Annotated in this window: 18 protein-coding genes; 10 read left to right on the forward strand and 8 right to left on the reverse strand. The window is 70.0% G+C overall.

Annotated elements, in window-relative coordinates; all coding sequences use genetic code 11:
- Positions 1–117: 117 nt before the first annotated feature.
- Positions 118–2001 (reverse strand): chromosomal replication initiator protein DnaA, encoded by a 1884-nt coding sequence (dnaA, locus tag IE295_RS12570; protein ID WP_190063675.1) that lies wholly within the window; start codon positions 1999–2001, stop codon positions 118–120.
- A gap of 427 nt (positions 2002–2428) precedes the next feature.
- Between dnaA and rpmH the strand changes: the two genes are divergently transcribed.
- The 9 genes from rpmH (at position 2429) to IE295_RS12615 (ending at position 9199) form a co-directional block, all read left to right on the forward strand.
- The gene (gene rpmH / locus IE295_RS12575; protein ID WP_003949374.1) at positions 2429–2566 is read left to right on the forward strand and encodes a 50S ribosomal protein L34; all 138 of its coding nucleotides are present in this window, start codon (positions 2429–2431) and stop codon (positions 2564–2566) included.
- 25 nt (positions 2567–2591) lie between these two features.
- A complete protein-coding gene (gene rnpA / locus IE295_RS12580) occupies positions 2592–3020 on the forward strand; it encodes a ribonuclease P protein component (protein ID WP_190063676.1) in 429 nt (142 codons plus the stop codon).
- A complete protein-coding gene (gene yidD, locus IE295_RS12585) occupies positions 3017–3334 on the forward strand; it encodes a membrane protein insertion efficiency factor YidD (protein WP_190063677.1) in 318 nt (105 codons plus the stop codon). The genes rnpA and yidD overlap by 4 nt, the downstream gene beginning before the upstream one ends.
- Before the next feature lie 3 nt (positions 3335–3337).
- Positions 3338–4435 (forward strand): membrane protein insertase YidC, encoded by a 1098-nt coding sequence (yidC, locus tag IE295_RS12590; protein ID WP_190063678.1) that lies wholly within the window; start codon positions 3338–3340, stop codon positions 4433–4435.
- A gap of 14 nt (positions 4436–4449) precedes the next feature.
- Complete coding sequence (locus IE295_RS12595) at positions 4450–4962, forward strand: Jag family protein (RefSeq protein ID WP_372478801.1); 513 nt, start codon at positions 4450–4452, stop codon at positions 4960–4962.
- A gap of 103 nt (positions 4963–5065) precedes the next feature.
- On the forward strand, positions 5066–5782 hold the full coding sequence (gene rsmG / locus IE295_RS12600; RefSeq protein WP_190063680.1) for a 16S rRNA (guanine(527)-N(7))-methyltransferase RsmG: 717 nt from the start codon (positions 5066–5068) through the stop codon (positions 5780–5782).
- Positions 5783–6041: 259 nt separating this feature from the next.
- The gene (locus IE295_RS12605; protein ID WP_190063940.1) at positions 6042–7094 is read left to right on the forward strand and encodes a ParA family protein; all 1053 of its coding nucleotides are present in this window, start codon (positions 6042–6044) and stop codon (positions 7092–7094) included.
- Entirely contained in the window at positions 7091–8260 is a 1170-nt protein-coding gene (locus IE295_RS12610; protein WP_190063681.1) for a ParB/RepB/Spo0J family partition protein, read from the forward strand. The genes IE295_RS12605 and IE295_RS12610 overlap by 4 nt, the downstream gene beginning before the upstream one ends.
- Before the next feature lie 321 nt (positions 8261–8581).
- Positions 8582–9199, forward strand: coding sequence for a GNAT family N-acetyltransferase (locus tag IE295_RS12615; RefSeq protein ID WP_190063682.1), 618 nt, complete (start codon positions 8582–8584; stop codon positions 9197–9199).
- 114 nt (positions 9200–9313) lie between these two features.
- On the opposite strand, the gene trxA is transcribed toward IE295_RS12615, so the two are convergent.
- From trxA to IE295_RS12650, 7 genes are all read right to left on the reverse strand, one after another.
- Entirely contained in the window at positions 9314–9640 is a 327-nt protein-coding gene (gene trxA, locus IE295_RS12620; RefSeq protein WP_190063683.1) for a thioredoxin, read from the reverse strand.
- Positions 9641–9693: 53 nt separating this feature from the next.
- Positions 9694–10662 (reverse strand): thioredoxin-disulfide reductase, encoded by a 969-nt coding sequence (gene trxB, locus IE295_RS12625; RefSeq protein ID WP_190063684.1) that lies wholly within the window; start codon positions 10660–10662, stop codon positions 9694–9696.
- 118 nt (positions 10663–10780) lie between these two features.
- Positions 10781–11740, reverse strand: a complete 960-nt coding sequence (locus IE295_RS12630; protein ID WP_190063685.1) for a zf-HC2 domain-containing protein — start codon at positions 11738–11740, stop codon at positions 10781–10783.
- Positions 11737–12426, reverse strand: coding sequence for an RNA polymerase sigma factor SigM (gene sigM / locus IE295_RS12635; protein WP_190063686.1), 690 nt, complete (start codon positions 12424–12426; stop codon positions 11737–11739). Before sigM ends, IE295_RS12630 begins: the two co-directional genes overlap by 4 nt.
- Positions 12427–12462: 36 nt before the next feature.
- Positions 12463–14151, reverse strand: a complete 1689-nt coding sequence (locus IE295_RS12640) for a protein kinase family protein (protein WP_190063687.1) — start codon at positions 14149–14151, stop codon at positions 12463–12465.
- Positions 14152–14260: 109 nt separating this feature from the next.
- The gene (murJ, locus tag IE295_RS12645) at positions 14261–16516 is read right to left on the reverse strand and encodes a murein biosynthesis integral membrane protein MurJ (RefSeq protein ID WP_190063688.1); all 2256 of its coding nucleotides are present in this window, start codon (positions 16514–16516) and stop codon (positions 14261–14263) included.
- Between the two features lie 45 nt (positions 16517–16561).
- Entirely contained in the window at positions 16562–18898 is a 2337-nt protein-coding gene (locus IE295_RS12650; RefSeq protein ID WP_190063689.1) for a DUF6049 family protein, read from the reverse strand.
- 210 nt (positions 18899–19108) lie between these two features.
- On the opposite strand from IE295_RS12650, the gene IE295_RS12655 reads away from it, so the two are divergent.
- A complete protein-coding gene (locus IE295_RS12655; RefSeq protein ID WP_190063690.1) occupies positions 19109–20569 on the forward strand; it encodes a CCA tRNA nucleotidyltransferase in 1461 nt (486 codons plus the stop codon).
- The last annotated feature ends 1 nt before the right edge of the window (position 20570 follow it).

Raw genomic sequence — 20570 nt, forward strand, 5'->3', positions numbered from 1 at the left:
GCGATTCGGGGACGGTTGGGGACGGCCCGGGAACCGTTCCACAGGCGTCCGGGAACGGCGAAGGGCGCCCCGGGAGGTGTCCCGGGGCGCCCTCGGACGGCGGCGACCGCCGCTCCGTCAGCCGTTCTTGATGCGGTTCGTCAGCTCGGTCACCTGGTTGTAGATGGAGCGCCGCTCGGCCATCAGCGCACGGATCTTGCGGTCCGCGTGCATCACCGTCGTGTGGTCGCGGCCGCCGAACTGCGCGCCGATCTTCGGCAGCGAGAGGTCGGTGAGCTCACGGCACAGGTACATCGCGATCTGCCGTGCCGTCACCAGCACCCGGCTGCGCGAGGCACCGCACAGGTCCTCGACGGTGTGCCCGAAGTAGTCCGCGGTCGCCGCCATGATGGCCGGCGCCGTGATCTCCGGGGAGGCGTCCTCGCCGCCCGGGATCAGGTCCTTCAGCACGATCTCGGTCAGGCCCAGGTCGACCGGCTGCCGGTTCAGGCTGGCGAAGGCCGTGACCCGGATCAGCGCGCCCTCGAGCTCACGGATGTTGCGCGAGATGCGGGAGGCGATGAACTCCAGGACCTCCGGCGGAGCGTTGAGCTGCTCCTGGACCGCCTTCTTCCGCAGGATCGCGATGCGGGTCTCGAGCTCCGGCGGCTGCACGTCCGTGATCAGGCCCCACTCGAAGCGGTTGCGGAGCCGGTCCTCCAGGGTCACCAGCTGCTTGGGCGGCCGGTCCGAGGAGAGCACGATCTGCTTGTTCGCGTTGTGCAGGGTGTTGAAGGTGTGGAAGAACTCCTCCTGCGTCGACTCCTTGCTCGCCAGGAACTGGATGTCGTCGACCAGCAGGATGTCCATGTCGCGGTAGCGCTTGCGGAACGCGTCCGCCTTGCCGTCGCGGATGGAGTTGATGAACTCGTTCGTGAACTCCTCGGAGCTCACGTAGCGCACGCGGGTGCCCGGGTAGAGACTGCGCGCGTAGTGCCCGATGGCGTGCAGCAGGTGGGTCTTGCCCAGCCCCGACTCCCCGTAGATGAACAGGGGGTTGTACGCCTTGGCCGGCGCCTCGGCGACCGCGACCGCCGCCGCGTGGGCGAAGCGGTTGGACGCGCCGATGACGAAGGTGTCGAAGAGGTACTTCGGGTTCAGCCGGGCCGTCGGCTCCGCGGCACCGCTCGTCGTGGACGAGCCGGAGCCGGAGGACGAGGAGGAGCGGTCCGGGCGCGGGCCGGGGCCGGACGCCGAGCCTCCGCGGGCGGGACCCTCGGGCAGCTCCCGGCGCTGCTGCTCGTACGACAGACGCTCGGGACGCTCCTGCGAGCGGTAGTCCGGCTGCTGCTCGTAGGACTGCTGCTCGTAGGACTGCTGCTCGTACTGCGAGGGAGAGGCGTACGGATCGCGCTCGCCCTCGCCGAAGGAGCCGAGCCGCGGCTGCTGCCAGCCGTAGTCGCCCCGGTCGCCCCGGTCGCTCCGGTCGCTCCGGTCGCCGCCGGCCGGGCCGGCGGCCGCCGAGCCGCGCGGCCAGGCGCCGGGCTCGGGGCGGGACTGCTGGTAGTCGGGGTAGGCGGGGCGTACGGACGGCAGGTCGTCGGCGCCGGGCCGGGTGCCGTAGCCGTCACGGCCCTCGTAGCCGCCGCGGTCGCCGTATCCCTCGTACGTGTCCCGGCCGCCCTGGCCGGGGCCGTGCGCGGGCTGCTGGCGGGGTTCCTGGGGCTGCGGGGCCGGGGGCTCGCCCGCGGAGTCGTCGACGGTGATCGCGATCCGGATGGGGCGGCCGCACTCGCGGCTGAGGGTCTCGCTGACGATCGGGGCCAGCCGGCCCTCGAGGACGCCCTTGGCGAATTCGTTCGGCACGGCCAGGAGCGCGGTGTCGGCCACCAGCGCCAGCGGCTGGCACCGCTTGATCCAGTGCTCGTCCTTGGTCTCCACGCCCTGGCCCCGCCCCTCACCGAGGAGCTGTTCGAGCACGCGCGGCCACACTGCGGCAAGATCGGCGGGCAGGTCAGCCACAGGGCACGCTCTCTCAGTCACGGGTCACGGGGGGTGTCCCGGAGTCCCACGAATGTGTGGTTCTCGGGACGGGCGGGAAGGATTCGGAGTTCAGTCACGGTAGTCAGGGCGAGGTGTGCGGTTCAAGTCGTTGTCCACAGGGTGTGTACAAATGTGCCATGCCGTGGCGCGTGGCGTCGTTCCGGCCCTGAGGAAGCTACGGTGTATGCCTGGTGCACTGCCGGTTTGACCGGATGGCGTAACCGCGCGTACCGTGACCAGGTCGAGTTGTCGATGGCTGCTGCCGCCTGCCTCCGATGGGCAAAGATCATGATCCTAACCGGTCGTGATTATGAAGCGGTGCACTTGGGCGTATTGCGAGCTCCTCGCGGGCGCACGGTGACAGCCAGGCGATGTCCCGCCATCAATTCATTTCTGGAGTCCCCGAGTGAGCAAGCGCACCTTCCAGCCGAACAACCGCCGCCGCGCGAAGACCCACGGCTTCCGCCTGCGCATGCGCACCCGTGCCGGCCGCGCGATCCTCGCGTCCCGCCGTGGCAAGGGTCGCGCCCGCCTGTCGGCCTGACCAGTCTGACGTCAAGGTCCATGACGTGCTGCCTTCCGAGTCTCGGCTGAGGCGGCGCGAGGACTTCGCGACCGCGGTTCGTCGAGGACGCAGGGCCGGCCGCCCGCTCCTCGTCGTCCACCTACGCAGCGGTAACACGGACCCGCACACACCGGGGGGAATCGCCCCTCCGGTGCGTGCGGGTTTCGTCGTGAGCAAGGCCGTCGGCGGTGCCGTCGTCCGCAACCTCGTCAAGCGGCGTCTTCGCCACCTCATGCGTGACCGGCTGGATCTGCTGCCCGCCGGTAGCCTGGTGGTGGTGCGAGCCCTGCCGGGCGCGGGCGAGGCGGACCACGCACAACTGGGCCGTGACCTCGACACCGCACTGCAGCGGCTGCTGGGAGGGGCGCCGCGAAGCAATCCCCCGGGGGGTGACCCCCGGAGCCCCGGTCACCCGGGAGGGAGCGCACAGTGAAGTACCCGCTGCTCTGGTTGATCAAGCTCTACCAGTGGACCATCAGCCCTTTGCTGGGCCCGGTCTGCAAGTACTACCCCTCGTGCTCGCACTACGGCTACACGGCCATTGACGTGCACGGCGCGGTCAAAGGAACGGTGCTGACGGCCTGGCGCATCCTGCGCTGCAATCCGTGGTCGCTCGGTGGCGTCGACCACGTCCCTCCCCGGAAGCGTCCGGTCTGGCACCAGCGGCTGAGGAGCCGACTGGCCGGGGACCCCACCACGGGCCCCGCCGCACAGCCCGAGACTCAGTCCAACGCCCAAGGAGCCTGATTCGTGGACACGATCCTCGGTCCTCTTTACTACGTTGTTTCCTGGATCATCGTCCAGTTCCACGCGTTCTTCAGCCTCATCTTCAACAAGGACAGTGGCTGGGCGTGGGGTCTGTCCATCGTCTCGCTGGTGGTGCTGATCCGTATCTGCCTGATCCCGCTCTTCGTGAAGCAGATCAAGGCCACGCGGAACATGCAGGCGCTCCAGCCGAAGATGAAGGCGATCCAGGAGCGCTACAAGAGCGACAAGCAGCGCCAGTCCGAAGAGATGATGAAGCTCTACAAGGAGTCGGGCACCAACCCGCTCTCGAGCTGCCTCCCGATTCTGGCCCAGTCGCCGTTCTTCATCTCGCTGTACCAGGTGCTGAACAAGATCGCCGGTGGCCACGAGGTCGGCGTCCTGGACCAGTCCCTGGTCGACAGCGCCCGTAAGGCGCACATCTTCGGTGCCCCGATCGCGTCGAAGTTCATGGACAGCGCGAGCAAGGTCGAGTCGCTCGGCGCCACGCTCACCGATGTCCGCGTCGTCACGGTCATCATGATCGTCCTGATGTCGCTGTCGCAGTTCTACACGCAGCGCCAGCTGATGACGAAGAACGTCGACCTCACGGTGAAGACGCCGTTCATGCAGCAGCAGAAGATGCTGATGTACGTCTTCCCGATCATGTTCGCCGTCTTCGGCATCAACTTCCCCGTCGGTGTCCTGGTCTACTGGCTGACCACCAACGTGTGGACCCTGGGCCAGCAGATGTTCGTCATCCGCCGCAACCCCACCCCGGGCAGCCTCGCCTTCCAGCAGCGCCAGGAGCGCCTGAAGGCCAAGGGCAAGCTCAAGGAGGACCCGGCGGAGGTCGAGGCCCGCAAGGCCGTCGAGGCCGCCCGCGCCGCCCGCCAGCAGCCCAAGCGCCAGACGAAGGCCAAGCGCCAGGTCGCCGGCCAGACGCCGCAGGCCCCGGGCTCCGGCAAGAAGACCACCCTGGAGAAGGGCCAGTCCGGGCAGGCCGACGACGAGGCGCCCAAGCAGGGCGGTTCCTCCCGCAGTGCCAAGTCCGGACAGCGCAAGGGCGGCCCGCAGCGGCCCAAGCACCCGTCGAAGAAGTAATGAAGGAGTCCACCGTGACGGAGACGCAGCGCCAGAACGCCGCTGAGGGCACCGACACCCTGTCCCGCCTGGAGCAGGAGGGCGAGATCGCGGCCGACTACCTCGAGGGGCTGCTGGACATCGCCGACCTCGACGGCGACATCGACATGGACGTCGAGGCCGACCGCGCCTCGGTGTCGATCATCAGCGACTCCACCAGCCGTGACCTGCAGAAGCTGGTGGGCCGCGACGGTGAGGTGCTGGAGGCGCTCCAGGAGCTGACCCGGCTCGCGGTGAACCGGGAGACCGGCGACCGCAGCCGTCTGATGCTGGACATCGCCGGCTTCCGCGCGCGCAAGCGCGAGGAGCTGGCCGGCCTGGGCGCCAAGGCGGCCCAGGAGGCCAAGAGCTCCGGTCAGCCGGTCAAGCTCGACCCGATGACCCCCTTCGAGCGCAAGGTCGTCCACGACGCGGTGGCCGCCGCCGGCCTGCGCAGCGAGTCCGAGGGCGAAGAGCCCCAGCGCCGAGTGGTCGTCCTCCCCGCCTGACCAGCCCCACTTCCAGGTGTGTACGGCCCCGTCTGCTCGCAGGCGGGGCCGATCCTTGTCAGCCTGATATTCAGACCCTTTTTGTATGGAAGGACGGTTTCCCGTGGAAGAGGCAGCGGAGCTCCCCCCGGCGCCCGAGGCGGCTCGGGCGGTATTCGGTGACCGCTTTCCGGAGGCCGTCCGCTATGCCGAGCTCCTCGCGGACGCGGGCGTCAAGCGCGGACTGATCGGTCCCCGTGAGGTCCCGAGGCTCTGGGAGCGGCACCTGCTGAACTGCGCGGTGCTCTCCGAGGCCGTGCCGGACGGCGTCTCGGTGTGCGACGTGGGCTCCGGCGCCGGACTGCCCGGCATTCCGCTGGCCCTGGTCCGCCCCGACCTGCAGATCACCCTGCTGGAGCCGCTGCTGCGCCGTACGACCTTCCTCCAGGAGGTCGTGGAGCTGCTGGGGCTGGACCACGTCACCGTCGTCCGCGGCCGGGCCGAGGAGATGCTGGGCAAGGTCGAGCCGGTGCACGTGGTCACCGCGCGGGCCGTGGCGCCGCTGGACCGGCTGGCCGGGTGGGGAGTGCCGCTGCTGCGCCCCTACGGCGAGATGCTGGCCCTCAAGGGCGACACCGCGGAGGAGGAGCTCAAGGGCGCCCGTGCCGCGCTGAGCAAGCTCGGTGTGGTGCGCACCTCGGTGCTGCACGTCGGTGAGGGCGTGGTCGACCCGCTGTCCACCGTGGTCCGGGTCGAGGTCGGGGAGAGCCCCGGCGGTGTGCGCTTCGCGGCCAAGCGGGCCAAGGCCGCCAGGACGACCCGGTCCCGCCGCCGGCGCTGAGGCGAGCGCCCCCTGAGGGGGGCCTGCTCCTACAAGCTGGCAAAACTACGCATTACGGAGTGTCGCGACGGGGTAGCGGCGCGTGCCATGCATCGTGTTTCACGTGAAACATCGTTCCCTGCTGCATGGAATCATCGGCCGCACCCGTGCGGCCGCCGCGCCGCGTGACCGTCGACCGGTCGAGGAAGTGGGTTCATCCACAGGCCCACGGGATTCATCCACAGGAGAACGGGCCTCGCTGGTTCACGACCCCGAAAGCATGGCAGGCTCTGTCCATCGCGAGCCTGATGTCGAGGAGAGTGAATCCTTGCGGTCCGACGCCAATATCGCGGGACCGATGACCGATCCGGTCCCCGGCCCCCGCCCCGCCGAATCCGAATCCGTGGCTGCTTCCGTTCCGCTGCCCGGGGGCGAGGTGGTTTCACGTGAAACGCCACCGCCCCCGATGCCCCGGCCGGAGCAGACCCGGGTGATGGTGGTCGCCAACCAGAAGGGCGGGGTCGGCAAGACCACGACCACCGTGAACCTCGCGGCCTCCCTGGCGCTGCACGGCAATCGCGTGCTGGTCATCGATCTCGACCCGCAGGGCAACGCCTCGACGGCTCTGGGCATCGACCACCATGCCGAGGTTCCGTCGATCTACGACGTCCTGGTGGACAACAAGCAGCTCTCCGACGTGGTGCAGCCGGTGGTGGATGTGGAGGGCCTGTTCTGCGCCCCCGCCACGATCGACCTGGCCGGTGCGGAGATCGAGCTGGTCTCGCTCGTGGCCCGGGAGAGCCGGCTGGACCGGGCGATCAAGGCCTATCAGCAGCCCCTGGACTACATCCTCATCGACTGTCCGCCGTCGCTCGGCCTGCTGACGGTCAACGCCCTCGTCGCGGGTGCCGAGGTGCTGATCCCCATTCAGTGCGAGTACTACGCGCTCGAGGGCCTGGGTCAGCTGCTGCGCAACGTCGAGCTGGTGCGGGGCCATCTGAACCCCGAGCTCCATGTGTCGACGATTCTGCTGACGATGTACGACGGTCGGACGCGGCTCGCTTCTCAGGTGGCCGAGGAGGTGCGCACCCACTTCGGCAAGGAGGTGCTGCGGACCAGCATTCCCCGCTCGGTCCGCATCTCCGAGGCGCCCAGCTATGGGCAGACGGTTCTGACGTACGACCCGGGCTCCAGCGGCGCGCTGTCCTATCTGGAAGCCGCCCGGGAAATCGCACTACGGGGGGTCGGCGTGCACTACGACGGCACCAGGGCTCACACGGTGGGCCGCCAGCAACAGCAAGACCAGCACAGCATGTCGGAGGGGCTTCAGTGAGTGAGCGACGCAGAGGACTGGGCCGGGGGCTCGGTGCGCTGATTCCGCCGGCGCCGAAGGGAGCGGAGCAGGGCGGACCGGCCGTCGGGGCCGGCGCCACGTCTCCGACCGCGGTGCCGGTGCTGACGGCGGAGCGGGGGGTGGCCGCCGCGAAGGTGACCGCGCTTCCGCTGGAGGAGATCACCGTCTCCCGTGACACCGTCTCGCGCGACGGGGGATCCCTGGGTTCCGCCCCGTCGGACGATGTTTCACGTGAAACGGAGGGTGCGTCGCAGGGTGGCGCCGAGCAGTTCTCGGGCGCGGTGGCCGGTGCGCACTTCGCCGAGCTGCCCCTGGACTCCATCACGCCCAACCCCCGGCAGCCGCGCGAGGTGTTCGACGAGGACGCCCTCGCGGAGCTGGTGACCTCCATCCGCGAGGTCGGCCTGCTGCAGCCCGTGGTGGTCCGGCAGCTGGCGCCCGAGCGCTACGAGCTCATCATGGGTGAGCGGCGCTGGCGGGCCTGCCGTGAGGCCGGGCTGGAGAAGATCCCCTCCATCGTCCGGGCGACCGACGACGAGAAGCTTCTGCTGGACGCGCTGCTGGAGAACCTGCACCGGGCTCAGCTGAATCCTCTGGAAGAGGCCGCCGCGTACGACCAGCTGCTGAAGGACTTCAGCTGCACTCATGACGAGCTGGCCGACCGCATCGGGCGCTCGCGTCCGCAGGTCTCCAACACGCTGCGGCTGCTGAAGCTGTCGCCTGCCGTGCAGAAGCGGGTCGCCGCCGGCGTGCTGTCCGCCGGACACGCCCGGGCCCTGCTCTCCGTCGACGACTCGGAGGAGCAGGACCAGCTCGCCCGCCGCATCGTGGCCGAGGGCCTCTCCGTCCGTTCGGTCGAGGAGATCGTGACCCTGATGGGGTCGCGGTCGAAGGGCTCCGGCAAGGCCAAGGGGCCCCGGGCCGGTGGGCGGGTGTCGCCGGCGCTGACCGACCTCGCCTCCCGGCTGTCGGACCGCTTCGAGACCCGGGTGAAGGTGGACCTGGGCCAGAAGAAGGGAAAGATCGTCGTCGAATTCGCCTCGATGGACGACCTGGAGCGGATCCTCAGCACCCTCGCCCCGGGTGAGGGCCGGGTGCTGGAGCAGAAGCTCTCCGGTGTCGGTGAGGAGAACTCCGAGGACTAGCTCCTCGTCGACGCTCGCGCTTGGGGCGGGTTGTGTTTCACGTGGAACCGTTGTGGATCCCCGGAACACAACCCGCCCTTTGCCTTGTCGCGCTGTCGACTCAATCGGCGTCCGGATACGATGCGTTGAGGTATGGCACATCCACGTTGGACGCTGTTCACGGAGGGGCGGGGCCATGCGAACGGTGAGCCGGACCGGACTGGTGGCAGCAGGCCTGGGCCTGGGGGCAGTCGGCGGATTCGTCGGCAGTCTCCTCAGGGAGCGCAGCGCGCTGAGCGCCGCCCGGAGCATGGCACGCGACGGAAGTGAGGAACTGACTGCATGGGGCGTCGGCTCGTACCGCTCACTCTGGACAACCTCCCTGACCTCCCCAAGCGCTGCCGCGCCTGCGTCTTTTGGGAATTGGACCCTGTCAGCGGCGAAGCCGCACTGAGAGCCGGCCATCCCGAGCTGGAGAAGGAAGCCTGGATCTCCGCCGTGCTGCTGGAGTGGGGATCCTGCGGCCGGGTGGTCTACGTCGACGAGGTGCCGGTGGGCTTCGTGCTCTACGCGCCCCCCGCCTATGTGCCCCGGTCGACCGCCTTCCCCACCAGCCCCGTCGCCGCGGATGCCGTGCAGCTGATGACCGCCTGGCTGGCGCCCTCCCACCAGGGGCAGGGGCTGGGCAGGACCATGGTGCAGACGGTGGCGAAGGACGTGCTCCGGAGGGGCTTCAAGGCGATCGAGGCCTTCGGTGATGCCCGCTGGAAGGAACCGGCGTGTGTGCTGCCCGCCGACCATCTGCTGGCGGTCGGCTTCAAGACCGTACGGCCGCACCCGCGCTATCCGCGCATGCGGCTCGAGCTGCGTACGGCGCTCTCCTGGAAGGAGGACGTCGAGCTGGCGTTGGACCGGCTCCTGGGGGCGGTCCAGAAGGAGCCGGCGCTCAGGCCGCTCTAGCCGCGCGGCGCCCGGACAGCCGCGTCACGCGCCACGAAAGCAGTGCCATGAAAAACGGGGCGGCCGGGTGCCGTTTCACGTGAAACAGCACCCGGCCGCCCCGGAGCATATGGCTCAGGCGTGGATGAAGTTGCCCAGCTCGCGCTCGAGCATCGCCTTGGGCTTGGCACCGACGATGGTCTGAACGACCTCGCCACCCTGGTAAACGTTGAGCGTCGGAATCGACATCACGCCGTACTTGGCCGCGGTGCCCGGGTTCTGGTCGATGTTGAGCTTGACGATCTCGATCTTGTCGCCGTACTCCGCGGCGATCGCCTCCAGGGCGGGAGCGATCTGGCGGCACGGACCGCACCACTCGGCCCAGAAGTCCACCAGGACGGGCTTGTCGCTCTTCAGCACGTCCTCGCTGAAGGACGCGTCGGTCACGGCCTTGAGAGCCATTGAGGTCTCCTTGAATCTTCTCTACGTGGGGTGGGGGGGAGGAGGAGGCGGGGTCAGACGGTCTGCTCGGGCTCGCGGAGGTTCTCGCCGTCCCCGAGGGACGCCAGGAAGCGCTCGGCGTCGAGGGCGGCGGAGCAGCCCGTACCGGCGGCGGTGATCGCCTGGCGGTAGGTGTGGTCCACGACGTCACCGGCCGCGAACACACCCGAGAGGTTGGTGCGGGTCGAGGGGGCGTCCACCTTGAGGTAGCCCTCGTCGTCCAGGTCCAGCTGGCCCTTGAACAGCTCGGTGCGCGGGTCGTGGCCGATCGCGATGAAGAGGCCGGTCACCGGGAGTTCGGAGGTCTCACCGGTCTTGACGTTGCGCAGCGTCAGCCCGGAGAGCTTGGTGTCCCCGTGGAGCGCGGCGACCTCGCTGTCCCACACGAAGGAGATCTTCGGGTCGGCGAAGGCGCGCTCCTGCATCGCCTTGCTCGCCCGCAGGGCGTCACGGCGGTGGACCACGGTGACGGACTTGGCGAACCGGGAGAGGAAGGTGGCCTCCTCCATCGCGGTGTCGCCACCGCCGATGACGGCGATGTCCTGGTCCTTGAAGAAGAACCCGTCGCAGGTGGCGCACCAGGAGACACCGCGGCCGGAGAGCTCGTCCTCGCGCGGCAGGCCCAGCTTGCGGTGCTGGGAGCCGGTGGTGACGATCACGGCCTTGGCACGGTGGACGGTGCCGGCGGAGTCCGTGACGGTCTTGATCTCGTCGCTGAGGTCGACGGCGACGACGTCGTCCGGGATCAGCTCGGCGCCGAAGCGCTCGGCCTGGGCCCGCATGTTGTCCATCAGGTCCGGGCCCATGATGCCCTCACGGAACCCGGGGAAGTTCTCCACCTCGGTGGTGTTCATCAGCGCACCACCGGCCGTCACGGCGCCTTCGAAGACCAGCGGCTTCAGGGACGCGCGGGCGGTGTAGAGCGCGGCCGTATAGCCCGCGGGCCCGGAGCCGATGATGATCACGTTGCGGACGTCGCTCACGGGTGTCTTCCTTGTCTCTGCCGACAGCTGTACTGGGTCCTTGCTGGGTCTCACCCCACCCAACGGATCCTACGGGGCGAGCATTCCCGAAGCGGACGACAGCACGGAGCGCAAGGGCTCAGTCGCGCGGGAAGGTCCGGTTCGCCAGGACCTTCCCGGGAGCGGACGGCGAGGCGCCCTCGCAGGTGGAAGACACCAGATAGGCGTCGACGAGCGTGGTGTCACCGGGGTGCGGCAGGACGACGAGATAGGCGTCCTGCCCATTGTATTTTTCTTGACGCGAGGCCAGTGCCGGCTCGGGGCGTCCGATGCCCTGCTGCACACAGACCGGGGCCGTGACGCCGGAATCACGCAGCGTCTCGGGTGAGGTCTTCATGCCCCGGGTCTCGGTGCCCTTGGTGGTCTGCAGGAGGTCACGCACATGGGTCTGCAGCTCGTCGAAGCCGAGGGTGGTCGGTCCCGAGGCCTGGTCGCTGGTGGACCGGGGCGATTTCGCGTGGGTGTCGCCGTCGTCCCCGGGCACGAGGAAGAAGCTGCCGATACCGATGACGGCCGCGGCGCAGGCCGTGCCGAGCAGCGCCGTACGCCAGCGGCGTCCACGCGGGGCACGCGAGCCGGCGGGGCCTGTCCGCTGTCGGCCCGGGCCGGTGGAGGCGCGGGGGCGGCCGCTGGGGCGGTCCGGCGTTTCCCGGCCGGTTTCGCGACTGGTTTCACGTGAAACACGCGGGGCGGCGACAGCGGCGGGTGTCGCCTCCGCCGTCTCCGTTTCACGTGTCTCCGTTTCACGTGAAACACCGGCACTGGTGTCGGGGTCGGGGCCGGTCGCGTTCAGCAGTGCCTCGGCCGCGAGGGCGGCGTCGATGCGCTCGGCGACGTCGACCGGCATCCGGGCCGGTCCGGGGAGCGTGCCGAGCAGGCCCCGGATCTCGGTGAGCGAGGTCCGTACGTCGTCACACAGCTCGCAGGCCGCCAGGTGTTCCCGGAGATCCGCGGTACGGGAAGGCGGCAGCACTCCCTCGGTGAGCGCGGAGATCTCCTCGACCTCCGGGTGCTCATCCGTGCCGGTCGTCGAAGTCACGCTCGCCCACCTCCGCCCTTCACTGGATCTGCGTCGTTCTGTCCTGCCGGTGGTGGGACGGACGCCCCCTGCGACCGGTTCCTTTCCCTGTCAAGAGGTGGGCTACCCCTGCCATCCGGGCGCAGATGGGTGAGCAACGGCAACAGCCGCGCCCGTCCACGGGCGCATCTGCTCTTCACCGTGCCGGTGGGGACGTCGAGAACCCTGGCCGCCTCGGCGACCGGATAGCCCTGCATGTCGACCAGGACCAGGGCCGCCCGCTGCTCCGGCGGCAGCTTGGCGAGGGCCCGCACCAGCTCCCGCTGCAGATCCCCGCGCTCGGCGGGCGCGGCGGCGGACTCATGGGGCTCGAGGAGCTGCTCGAGCCGCTCGGTCTCGGCGAGCGGCGCGGTGCGCCGGGAGGCGGCCTTGCGGGCCCGGTCCAGACAGGCGTTGACGGTGATGCGGTGCAGCCATGTGGTGACGGCGGACTGCCCCCGGAAGGTATGAGCGGCCCGGTAGGCGGAGACCAGCGCGTCCTGGACGGCGTCGGCGGCCTCCTCCCGGTCCCCGAGCGTGCGCAGCGCCACCGCCCAGAGCCGGTCGCGATGGCGCCGCACTATCTCGCCGAAGGCGTCGGGATCGCCGTCGACGTGCCGCGCCAGGAGCTCGGCGTCGCTCGCGCCGCCACGTGTGACGTCGTCCAACGTCGAGCCCTCCCCCTGAGTGGCGCGACCTCGCGGTCAGCCGGTGATCTGCACCTCGTTGATGGCCTGCTTGAAGCCGTCGCCGCTGTAGGTCTCCGTGTCGTACGCAGAGTAGGGCATCGCTGTGATCCACAGGAGGACGTACCGAGTCGTGGTCGGCTTCTCGACGGTGAGCTTCAACGTCTTCAGGGACGTCTGACCGTCCGACAACTCCTTCATCTTGGCCACCGGCCCGGAGGGCGACATGGAGTCGACGGCATACAGGGAAGCGGCGGTGTGGTCGCCTCCGTACCGAAGATTCACGGTGGCGCCGCTGACCAGCTTCTTCGACCCCAGGTCGTAGACGATGCCAACGCCGGACCTGTACGGGGCAAGCGTCGGGCCTCCCTTGAACGAGGCCGTCCGCCAGTAGGTCTTGGGCTTGCCGTCGTATGTCCTCTGAATCGGGTCCTTGTCCTGAAGGCTGCCGTCCGGGGCGTACTCCGCAGCGTCCTTGATCCGAAGCGGCTTGTGCGTGGGTTTCCTGGACACGTCGTCACCCGACGACTGTGTCCGCGGCTTGTCCGGCTGGCCGTCCTCGAGGAGCGTGTCCGCGAGCTGCCAGCTGCCCAGGCCGAGCGCGGCGATCAGCAGGGCCGACACGCTCCACTTCAGGGCGCGGCCCGCGCGGCTCTGGAGCGGGGGCGGCGGAGCCACCGGCAGGGGCTGGGCCGGGCCGCCGCCCCGGGGCGAGGTCTGGGCGCGCGGATAGGCCGGCGGCGTGGCGAAGTCCGGCTCCGGGGGCCGGATGCGCGGCATCGCGGCGACCGCCTTGGCGAGCTCTTCCGGGGTGGCGCAGGGCTTCTCCTGCCGGGAGGGCGTGGCGCCGTCGTTGACGAGCGCGCGCATGGCCAGCTCGGAGAGGCCGCGGTGGACTCCGGCGCGCACCTGGTCGGGTGCGATGAGGCCGAGGCCCTTGGGCAGTCCGGACAGGCCGTGGGCGTCGTTCTCGTACGGCCAGCGCTGGGTGAGCGCGGCGTACAGGAGCGCGCCGATGGCCTCGGTGTCGGTCCGCTGGGGGTGCTCGGAGGTGATGCCGCGGAGGGCGGCCATGACGGCCAGGCCGCGGATGCGGTACTGGCCGGTCCCGGTGCGCAGGACGGAGCCGGGGTTCAGGCGCAGGTGCGCGAGGCCCTCGCGGTGGGCGGCCGCCATGGCCTGGGAGACCTGGCTGACGAGCTGGTAGGCCTCGTGCGGCTCCAGCGGGCCGGAGGCGAGGACGGGCGTGAGCTCGGTGGCGTCGGGCAGCCACTCGTGGACGACGTAGACCAGGTCGTTCTCCTCGACGGCGTCGAGGACCTGGACGAACCGCGGATCACCGAGCAGCGCCGCGGAACGGGCCGCGGCGAGCACGGGACGGGCCCGGGGGTGGTCGGCGGGCAGCAGATGGACTCCGACCGCGCGACGGAGCTTCTCGTCGACGGCGCGCCAGCTGCTGAATCCCTCCAGACGGGTGACGCACTCCTCCAGGCGGTACCTTCTGGCGAGTTTGTGTCCGCTGTGCAACTCGGGCGGTTGTGCGTCGCGCGCGGGGCTTTCGTGCCCCGCGCGCTTGGTGTCCTTGTGCGTGCTGACCTTCTTGTCGGCCTCCGCCCCGTCGGTCGTGGCCTTGCCCGCCGCGGCGGTCAGTGGCTGCTCGCCGCTGTTGTCGGCCACGTCGACGGCAGCCGTGCTCCGTTCCGCCACCGTCGTTCCTGCCTCCCCATCCGTTGCACGCTGTCCACAGCCAAGACCAATTGTGCCCACAGTCCGGCGTAATGCACGACACACTCCGGCGGGCGATGGTTGTGCTCGGTCAGCGACCGAGTCGACCGCGAACCATACCGACCATGGCGGTCAGCTCCTCGATCCGCATCCGCTTTGCGGCGATGTAGAAGACGGCGATCAGGATCAGTCCACCGCCTGCCAGGGCGGCGAGCGATCCGGGGACACCGTTGCCCAGAACCTGACCGATTCCGTAAGCGACGGCTCCACCGATCAGGGCGGCGGGGACGCACGCACCGATCAGGCGGGTGTAGGTGCGGACGACGCGCGCGCCGTCCAGATCGCCGCCGAGACGGCTGCGCAGCCGGCGCCAGGCGACGCCGACGCCGACGACGTAGCCCAGTCCGTAGGAGGCGGCCATGCCGGCGACGGCCCAGCGGGCGGGGAGCACCACGTAGCTGAGGACGGAGGCCGCCGCGAAGACGGCCGCGACGATCAGGGTGTTGTAGAAGGGAGTGCGGGTGTCCTCGTAGGCGTAGAAGCCTCGCAGGATCACGTACTGCGCGGAGTACGGGATCAGGCCGAGGCCGAAGGCCATGAGGATGAAGCCGATGTTGGTGGCGCCCTCTGTGCCCGAGCCGCCGGAGAACATCAGCGTCGCCATGGGGACGCCGAGGGCGAGGAAGGCGAAGGCGCAGGGCACGATCGCGACGGCCGAGGTCCGCAGCCCGTGCGAGAGGTCGTCACGGACGGCCGAGACGTCCCCGTCGTGGGCGGCGCGCGAGATGCGGGGCAGGACGGCGGTCATCACCGAGACGGTGATGATGGCCTGCGGCATCTGCCAGAGCTGCAGCGCGAAGTTGTAGGCGGCGATGCCCGTACCCGTGTGGTGGCCCTTTTCGGCCAGCGCGCCGGCCTTGGTGGCGAGCTGGGTGACGACGACCATGCTGAGCTGGTTGGCGAGGACGAAGAAGAACGTCCACTTGGCGAGCCCGGCGGCCTTGCCCAGGCCCTGGCCGCGCCAGTCGAAGCGGGGGCGGATCCGGAAGCCGGCGTCGCGCAGGTAGGGGAGCATCGCCAGGGCCTGGACGGTCAGGCCCAGCAGCGTGCCGATGCCGAGCAGGCGCACGCCTTCGGGCGTGATGCTCGAGGCGTTGACCTGGCTGCTGGAGAAGGGACCGAAGGCCCAGATGAAGGAGCCGAAGGTGGCGATGATGACGATGTTGTTGAGGACCGGGGTCCACATCATCGCGCCGAACTTGCCGCGCGCGTTGAGGATCTGACCCAGGACGACGTGGACGCCCATGAAGAACATCGTGGGCAGGCAGTAGCGCGCGAACGCCACCGCCACGTCCATCCGGTCCGGGTCGGAGGCGATGGTCGGCGACATCGCCTGGATGAAGAACGGGGCTCCCAGGACACAGACGGTGGTGACGCCCGCGAGCAGCACGACGACGAGCGTGAGGAGCCGGTTGGCGTACGCCTCGCCGCCGTCCTCGTCGTTCTTCATCGAACGCACCAGCTGGGGGATGAACACGGCGTTGAGCGCGCCGCCTCCCACCAGGATGTAGATCATCGTCGGCAGGACGTTGGCGACCTGGTAGTCGTCGTTGAGCGCGCCGACGCCCACCGCCGCCGCCATGACGAGGTTCCGGCCGAAGCCCAGGATGCGCGAGACCATCGTGCCCGCTGCCATCAGCGCGCTCGACTTCATCAGGCTCGCGGCACGGCCGCCGCCCTTCGCCGCCGGAGCGGTCGCGGGCTCCGGCTCCGGACCGGGCTCGGCGGCCGGCGGCTGCATCGGCGGGGGCACCATCTGGCCCGGAGGCGGCGGCACCTGCCGGCCGGACGGGCGCTGGGGCTCGTACGGCTGCTGCTGGTCGCGGTAGAGGTGCGCGAAGGCATCGCGCTGCTGGGGGCCGTCGGCGGGCGTGCCCTGGCCCACGAGGCCGCTGAGGCCCATGACCTGGGTCGCCGCGGCGTCGTCGGCGTACGGGCGTCCCGGCGCCGGGGGCTGCGGGGGCTGTGGCCGGTCCCACATCCGGTCGTCGGAGGCGTACGCGGGCGCGGAGGGCTGCTGGTAGCCGCCCGGGGCCGGCGGGGGCGCGGTCCGGTCGTACAGCGGGTCGGTCACCGGATCCTGTGCGGACGGGGCGTGGCCGGGGTAGGGGTCCGACGCGTAGGCGTCCCGGAGGTAGGGATCCCGGGCGTACGGGCCCTGGTGCGCCGGGCCTCCCGGACCGGGGGCCGGCGCGGGAGGGACCGGGGCAGGCGGAGCCGGCGGGTACTGATCCCGCTGCTCACCGCCCATGCCCTGACCGCGGTCACCGTCGTACGGCGCGCTCATCGCTACCCCACCTCATCGTCCGCGGCCGCTTGGCCCCACAACACGTCAACGTTCCACTTTCTCACCTGAGCCGGACGGGTCCCCGTTTCGCGCTCCGGTTCCCGCCTCCGGATCACCCGGCTGCTCGGGCTCGCCGTCGCCGGATCCGCCGTCGTCGCCCGAGTCTCCCCCGTTTTCGCCGCCCGGCTCGCCACCTGCGGCTTTACGGGCCGCGGCCCGCTTGCGCTGGAGGTAGATACGAAGCCCCGCGAGGACGAGGAGGAGGACGCCACCGGCGATGACCAGCAGCACCATAGGGGTGATGGACGTGACATGCACAGTGAACATGATCGGCTCGCCGTACGGCTGGCCGTCGTCGGAGTAGAGCCGGGCCGTCACCTGGACCGGACCGTTGGCGTTGGCCCGGGTCTCGAACTTCACCGACTGGCTGCGGCCGCCCTCGACGTGGATCTGCTGCGACTCGTCGTCGATCTTGAGGCGGTTCGGCTGGCTGGAGGTGAGGACGAGCCTGAGCCCGCGCACGCCCTGGAGCAGGCCGTTCTGGACGGTCACCGGGATCGTCGCGCTGCGTCCGGAGAGCGTCGCGTCCGACTTCTTGATCAGGTGCACCTGGCGCGTGAGCTGGTCCAGGTAGGACTGGACGGCGTCGCGGAACTCCGCGGCACCCCGGGGGTTGCCGCGCCACGACGTGGACATCTCCCGCATGATCGCGCTGCCGAAGGGGGTGACCACCCGGTCCTGGGAGGTGAGGATCACCTTGAAGCTGTCCAGAGTGCTCTGCGTCCGCTGGATCGCCTCGAACGCCTCGGTCGACAGCTCCTGGTCGCGCAGCCCCTCCGGGTAGCCGCCGGAGCCGGGAACCTGCTGGTTGGCGGCGGGGTCGGGCTTGGCCCTGGCCGCGTCCCCGAGGTCCAGGGGCTGGGTCCAGCGCCCGTCGGACAGGCCCTTGAGCGCGGTCGCCATGGCCTGCGCCTGGCTCGTCGTGGGCATGCGCTGGGGGGCCACGACGATGCTGCGCTCGTTCTCCGGAGCCTGCTTGTTGACCATGAGGCTCTGGGCGAGGAACCGCTGCACGGCGAGCGCGGAGTCGTCGGCCTTGATCATCTCGCCCTCGAAGGCGGTGGACAGCCGGGCGTCGGCGACGATCGCCGTGTTGCCGCCGCCGATCTGCCGGGCCGCGGTGGGCGCGTAGGGAGAGCTGCCGGCCTCGCGGAGGCTGTCGCTGCGGGCGATCACGTTGTGGGCGCCGGCGGACGTGGCTACGTCCACGATCGAGGAGTCGACCGCGCCGTCGACGGGCCAGGCGAAGTCCGTGCGGGGCTTCACGCCGAGGATCGTGTCCACGGTGGTCGAGGCGAGCTCCGTGGCGGACTGCAGGTGGCTCAGGGAGCCCGAGACGTCCTTGCCGTGGTGGGCGAGCGAGGCCAGGTCGGGATCGCCGAACGGCAGCGCCACGACCTGGTGGTCCTTGACCGCGTCCTGGAGCTGGAAGAGCCACTGCTTGGCGACCGCCTGGCCCTTTCCGGGGACGTTCTGGCCGCTGGGGCCGCCCACCCGGTAGCTCTTGGTCATCGCCTCGACCGTCGCGAGCAGGTCGGGGTCGATGACCCAGGTGATCGGCAGGCCCTTGCCCAGCGCCACGAGCTGCTGGAGCCGGCCGCCGGGGGCCAGCTCGGCCGCCAGGTCGTCGTTGGGGAAGATCGGCGTCTGCTGCTGGTCGGACTCCGTGCGGGCCGTGAGGTGGGTGGCGGAGATCAGCGGCCACAGCATCGTCAGCTGGGTCTTCTTGCCGTCGGTCCCGGACGGCTGCCAGGGCAGCAGCGTCCGGCGGATGCCGAGCACGCGCTCGTACGACTGGCCGTCGGCCTGGCCCGAGAGGGTGACGCCGAGCTGGTAGACGCCGTCCTTGCCGAGGTTCAGGTCCTTGACCGGGACGGACAGGGTGAAGTCACGGCTGATGCCGGGAGCCAGCGGCTGGAGCTTCTGGGAGTGGTTGCCGCCCACCTCGGAGCCGTCGGTGCCCGGGGAGAAGCCGCTGCGGTCGCCGATGTCGTCGATGTCGCTGCGCGTGTTGATCTGCGGGCCCACCCGCAGGTCCACATGGGCGCCGGTGATCGTCGACTTGCCGTTGTTGGTGACCGTGCCCGAGATCGTGAGCGTGTCGTCCTGCTTGGGCGCGACCGGGGCCAGCGAGTTCACCGCGACCGACACCGTGCGCGAGCCGGAGGGCTCCGCGTGCGCGTCGGGAGCCGTCGGCAGCTCCACCAGGCCCAGGAACAGCAGCACCCCCGCGAGCAATGTCGCGATGTGCCGGAACCACCGGCAGGCAGGAGCGGGCGCTGTCCCCTCGAAGGCCTCCTGGACCTCTGCCGCCTCGGCCACGCGTTCGCCCGTCCCTCGTCGTCGTCAGTGGTCGTCGGATGGTGCGTCCGTGAATGGTAACGAGGCCCGCTGTGACGAAGTGCTGCGGACCGCGCTACAAGATCGCCCCCAGGGGCCGTTGTCCGGGCTGCGCCTGCTTTGCGCAGGCCACTGAGGGGCGCCTCACAACGAGGAGGCCCCCGCGCGCGCGGACACGTACCCTCTTCTGTTGTGCCGAACGCCAACAATGACAGCCATACCCCGCCGTCGACGAACGAGCTCAGCCAGGTGCAGCGCCGTGCCGTGAGCGAGCTTCTGCGGGTGTCCCCCGTAGCCGACGACCTCGCCCGCCGATTCCAGGAGGCCGGGTTCACGCTTGCCCTGGTCGGCGGCTCGGTGCGGGATGCGCTGCTCGGCCGTCTCGGCAATGACCTGGACTTCACCACGGACGCCCGACCGGAGGACGTGCTGAAGATCGTCCGTCCGTGGGCGGACGCGGTCTGGGAGGTGGGCATCGCCTTCGGCACGGTGGGCTGCCGCAAATCAGACTTTGATATTGAGGTCACGACATACCGGTCGGAAGCGTATGACCGGACCTCGCGGAAGCCGGAGGTCTCCTACGGCGACTCCATCGAGCAGGACCTGGTCCGCCGTGACTTCACCGTCAACGCGATGGCCGTCGCGCTGCCGGAGAAGGAGTTCATCGACCCGCACAACGGCCTCGAGGACCTGGCCGCGCGCGTGCTGCGCACGCCCGGCACCCCCGAGGAGTCCTTCTCGGACGACCCGCTGCGCATGATGCGCGCCGCGCGCTTCGCCGCGCAGCTGGACTTCACGGTCGCCCCCGAGGTCGTCACCGCGATGACCGAGATGGCCGACCGCCTGGAGATCGTCTCGGCCGAGCGGGTCCGGGACGAGCTGAACAAGCTGATCCTCTCCAGCCACCCCCGTGAGGGCCTCAAGCTCCTCGTCGACACCGGCCTCGCCCGTCTGGTCCTGCCGGAGCTGCCCGCCCTGCGCCTGGAGCGGGACGAGCACCACCGGCACAAGGACGTCTACGAGCACACCCTGACCGTTCTCGAGCAGGCCATGGACCTGGAGGAGAACGGCCCGGACCTGGTGCTGAGGCTCGCGGCCCTGCTGCACGACATCGGCAAGCCGAAGACGCGGCGCTTCGAGAAGGACGGCCGCGTCTCCTTCCACCACCACGAGGTGGTGGGCGCCAAGATGACCAAGGCGCGGATGACCAAGCTCAAGTACTCCAATGACCTGGTCAAGGACGTCTCGAAGCTGGTCGAGCTGCACCTGCGCTTCCACGGCTACGGCACCGGCGAGTGGACCGACTCGGCCGTGCGCCGCTATGTGCGCGACTCCGGCCCGCTGCTGGACCGGCTGCACAAGCTCACCCGCTCCGACTGCACGACCCGCAACAAGCGCAAGGCCAACGCGCTCTCCCGCGCCTACGACGGGCTCGAGGAGCGCATCGCGCGGCTGCAGGAGCAGGAGGAGCTGGACGCGATCCGGCCCGACCTGGACGGCAACGAGATCATGGAGATCCTGGCCATCGGCCCGGGCCCGGAGATCGGCAAGGCCTACCGGCACATGCTGGAGCTGCGCCTGGAGCACGGACCGATGGAGCGGGAAGCCGCCGTCGCCGCGCTCAAGGAGTGGTGGGCGACCCAGCAGGGCTGAT

It is taken from the genome of Streptomyces griseocarneus, from assembly GCF_014655595.1.
Classification (GTDB): Bacteria; Actinomycetota; Actinomycetes; order Streptomycetales; family Streptomycetaceae; genus Streptomyces; species Streptomyces griseocarneus.

Coding starts and splice junctions, on each gene's coding strand:
- IE295_RS12605 (WP_190063940.1), top strand. CDS start 6,042: ATGGCAGGCTCTGTCCATCGCGAGCCTGATGTCGAGGAGAGTGAATCC.
- IE295_RS12615 (WP_190063682.1), top strand. CDS start 8,582: ATGGGGCGTCGGCTCGTACCGCTCACTCTGGACAACCTCCCTGACCTC.
- trxA (WP_190063683.1), bottom strand. CDS start 9,640: ATGGCTCTCAAGGCCGTGACCGACGCGTCCTTCAGCGAGGACGTGCTG.
- murJ (WP_190063688.1), bottom strand. CDS start 16,516: ATGAGCGCGCCGTACGACGGTGACCGCGGTCAGGGCATGGGCGGTGAG.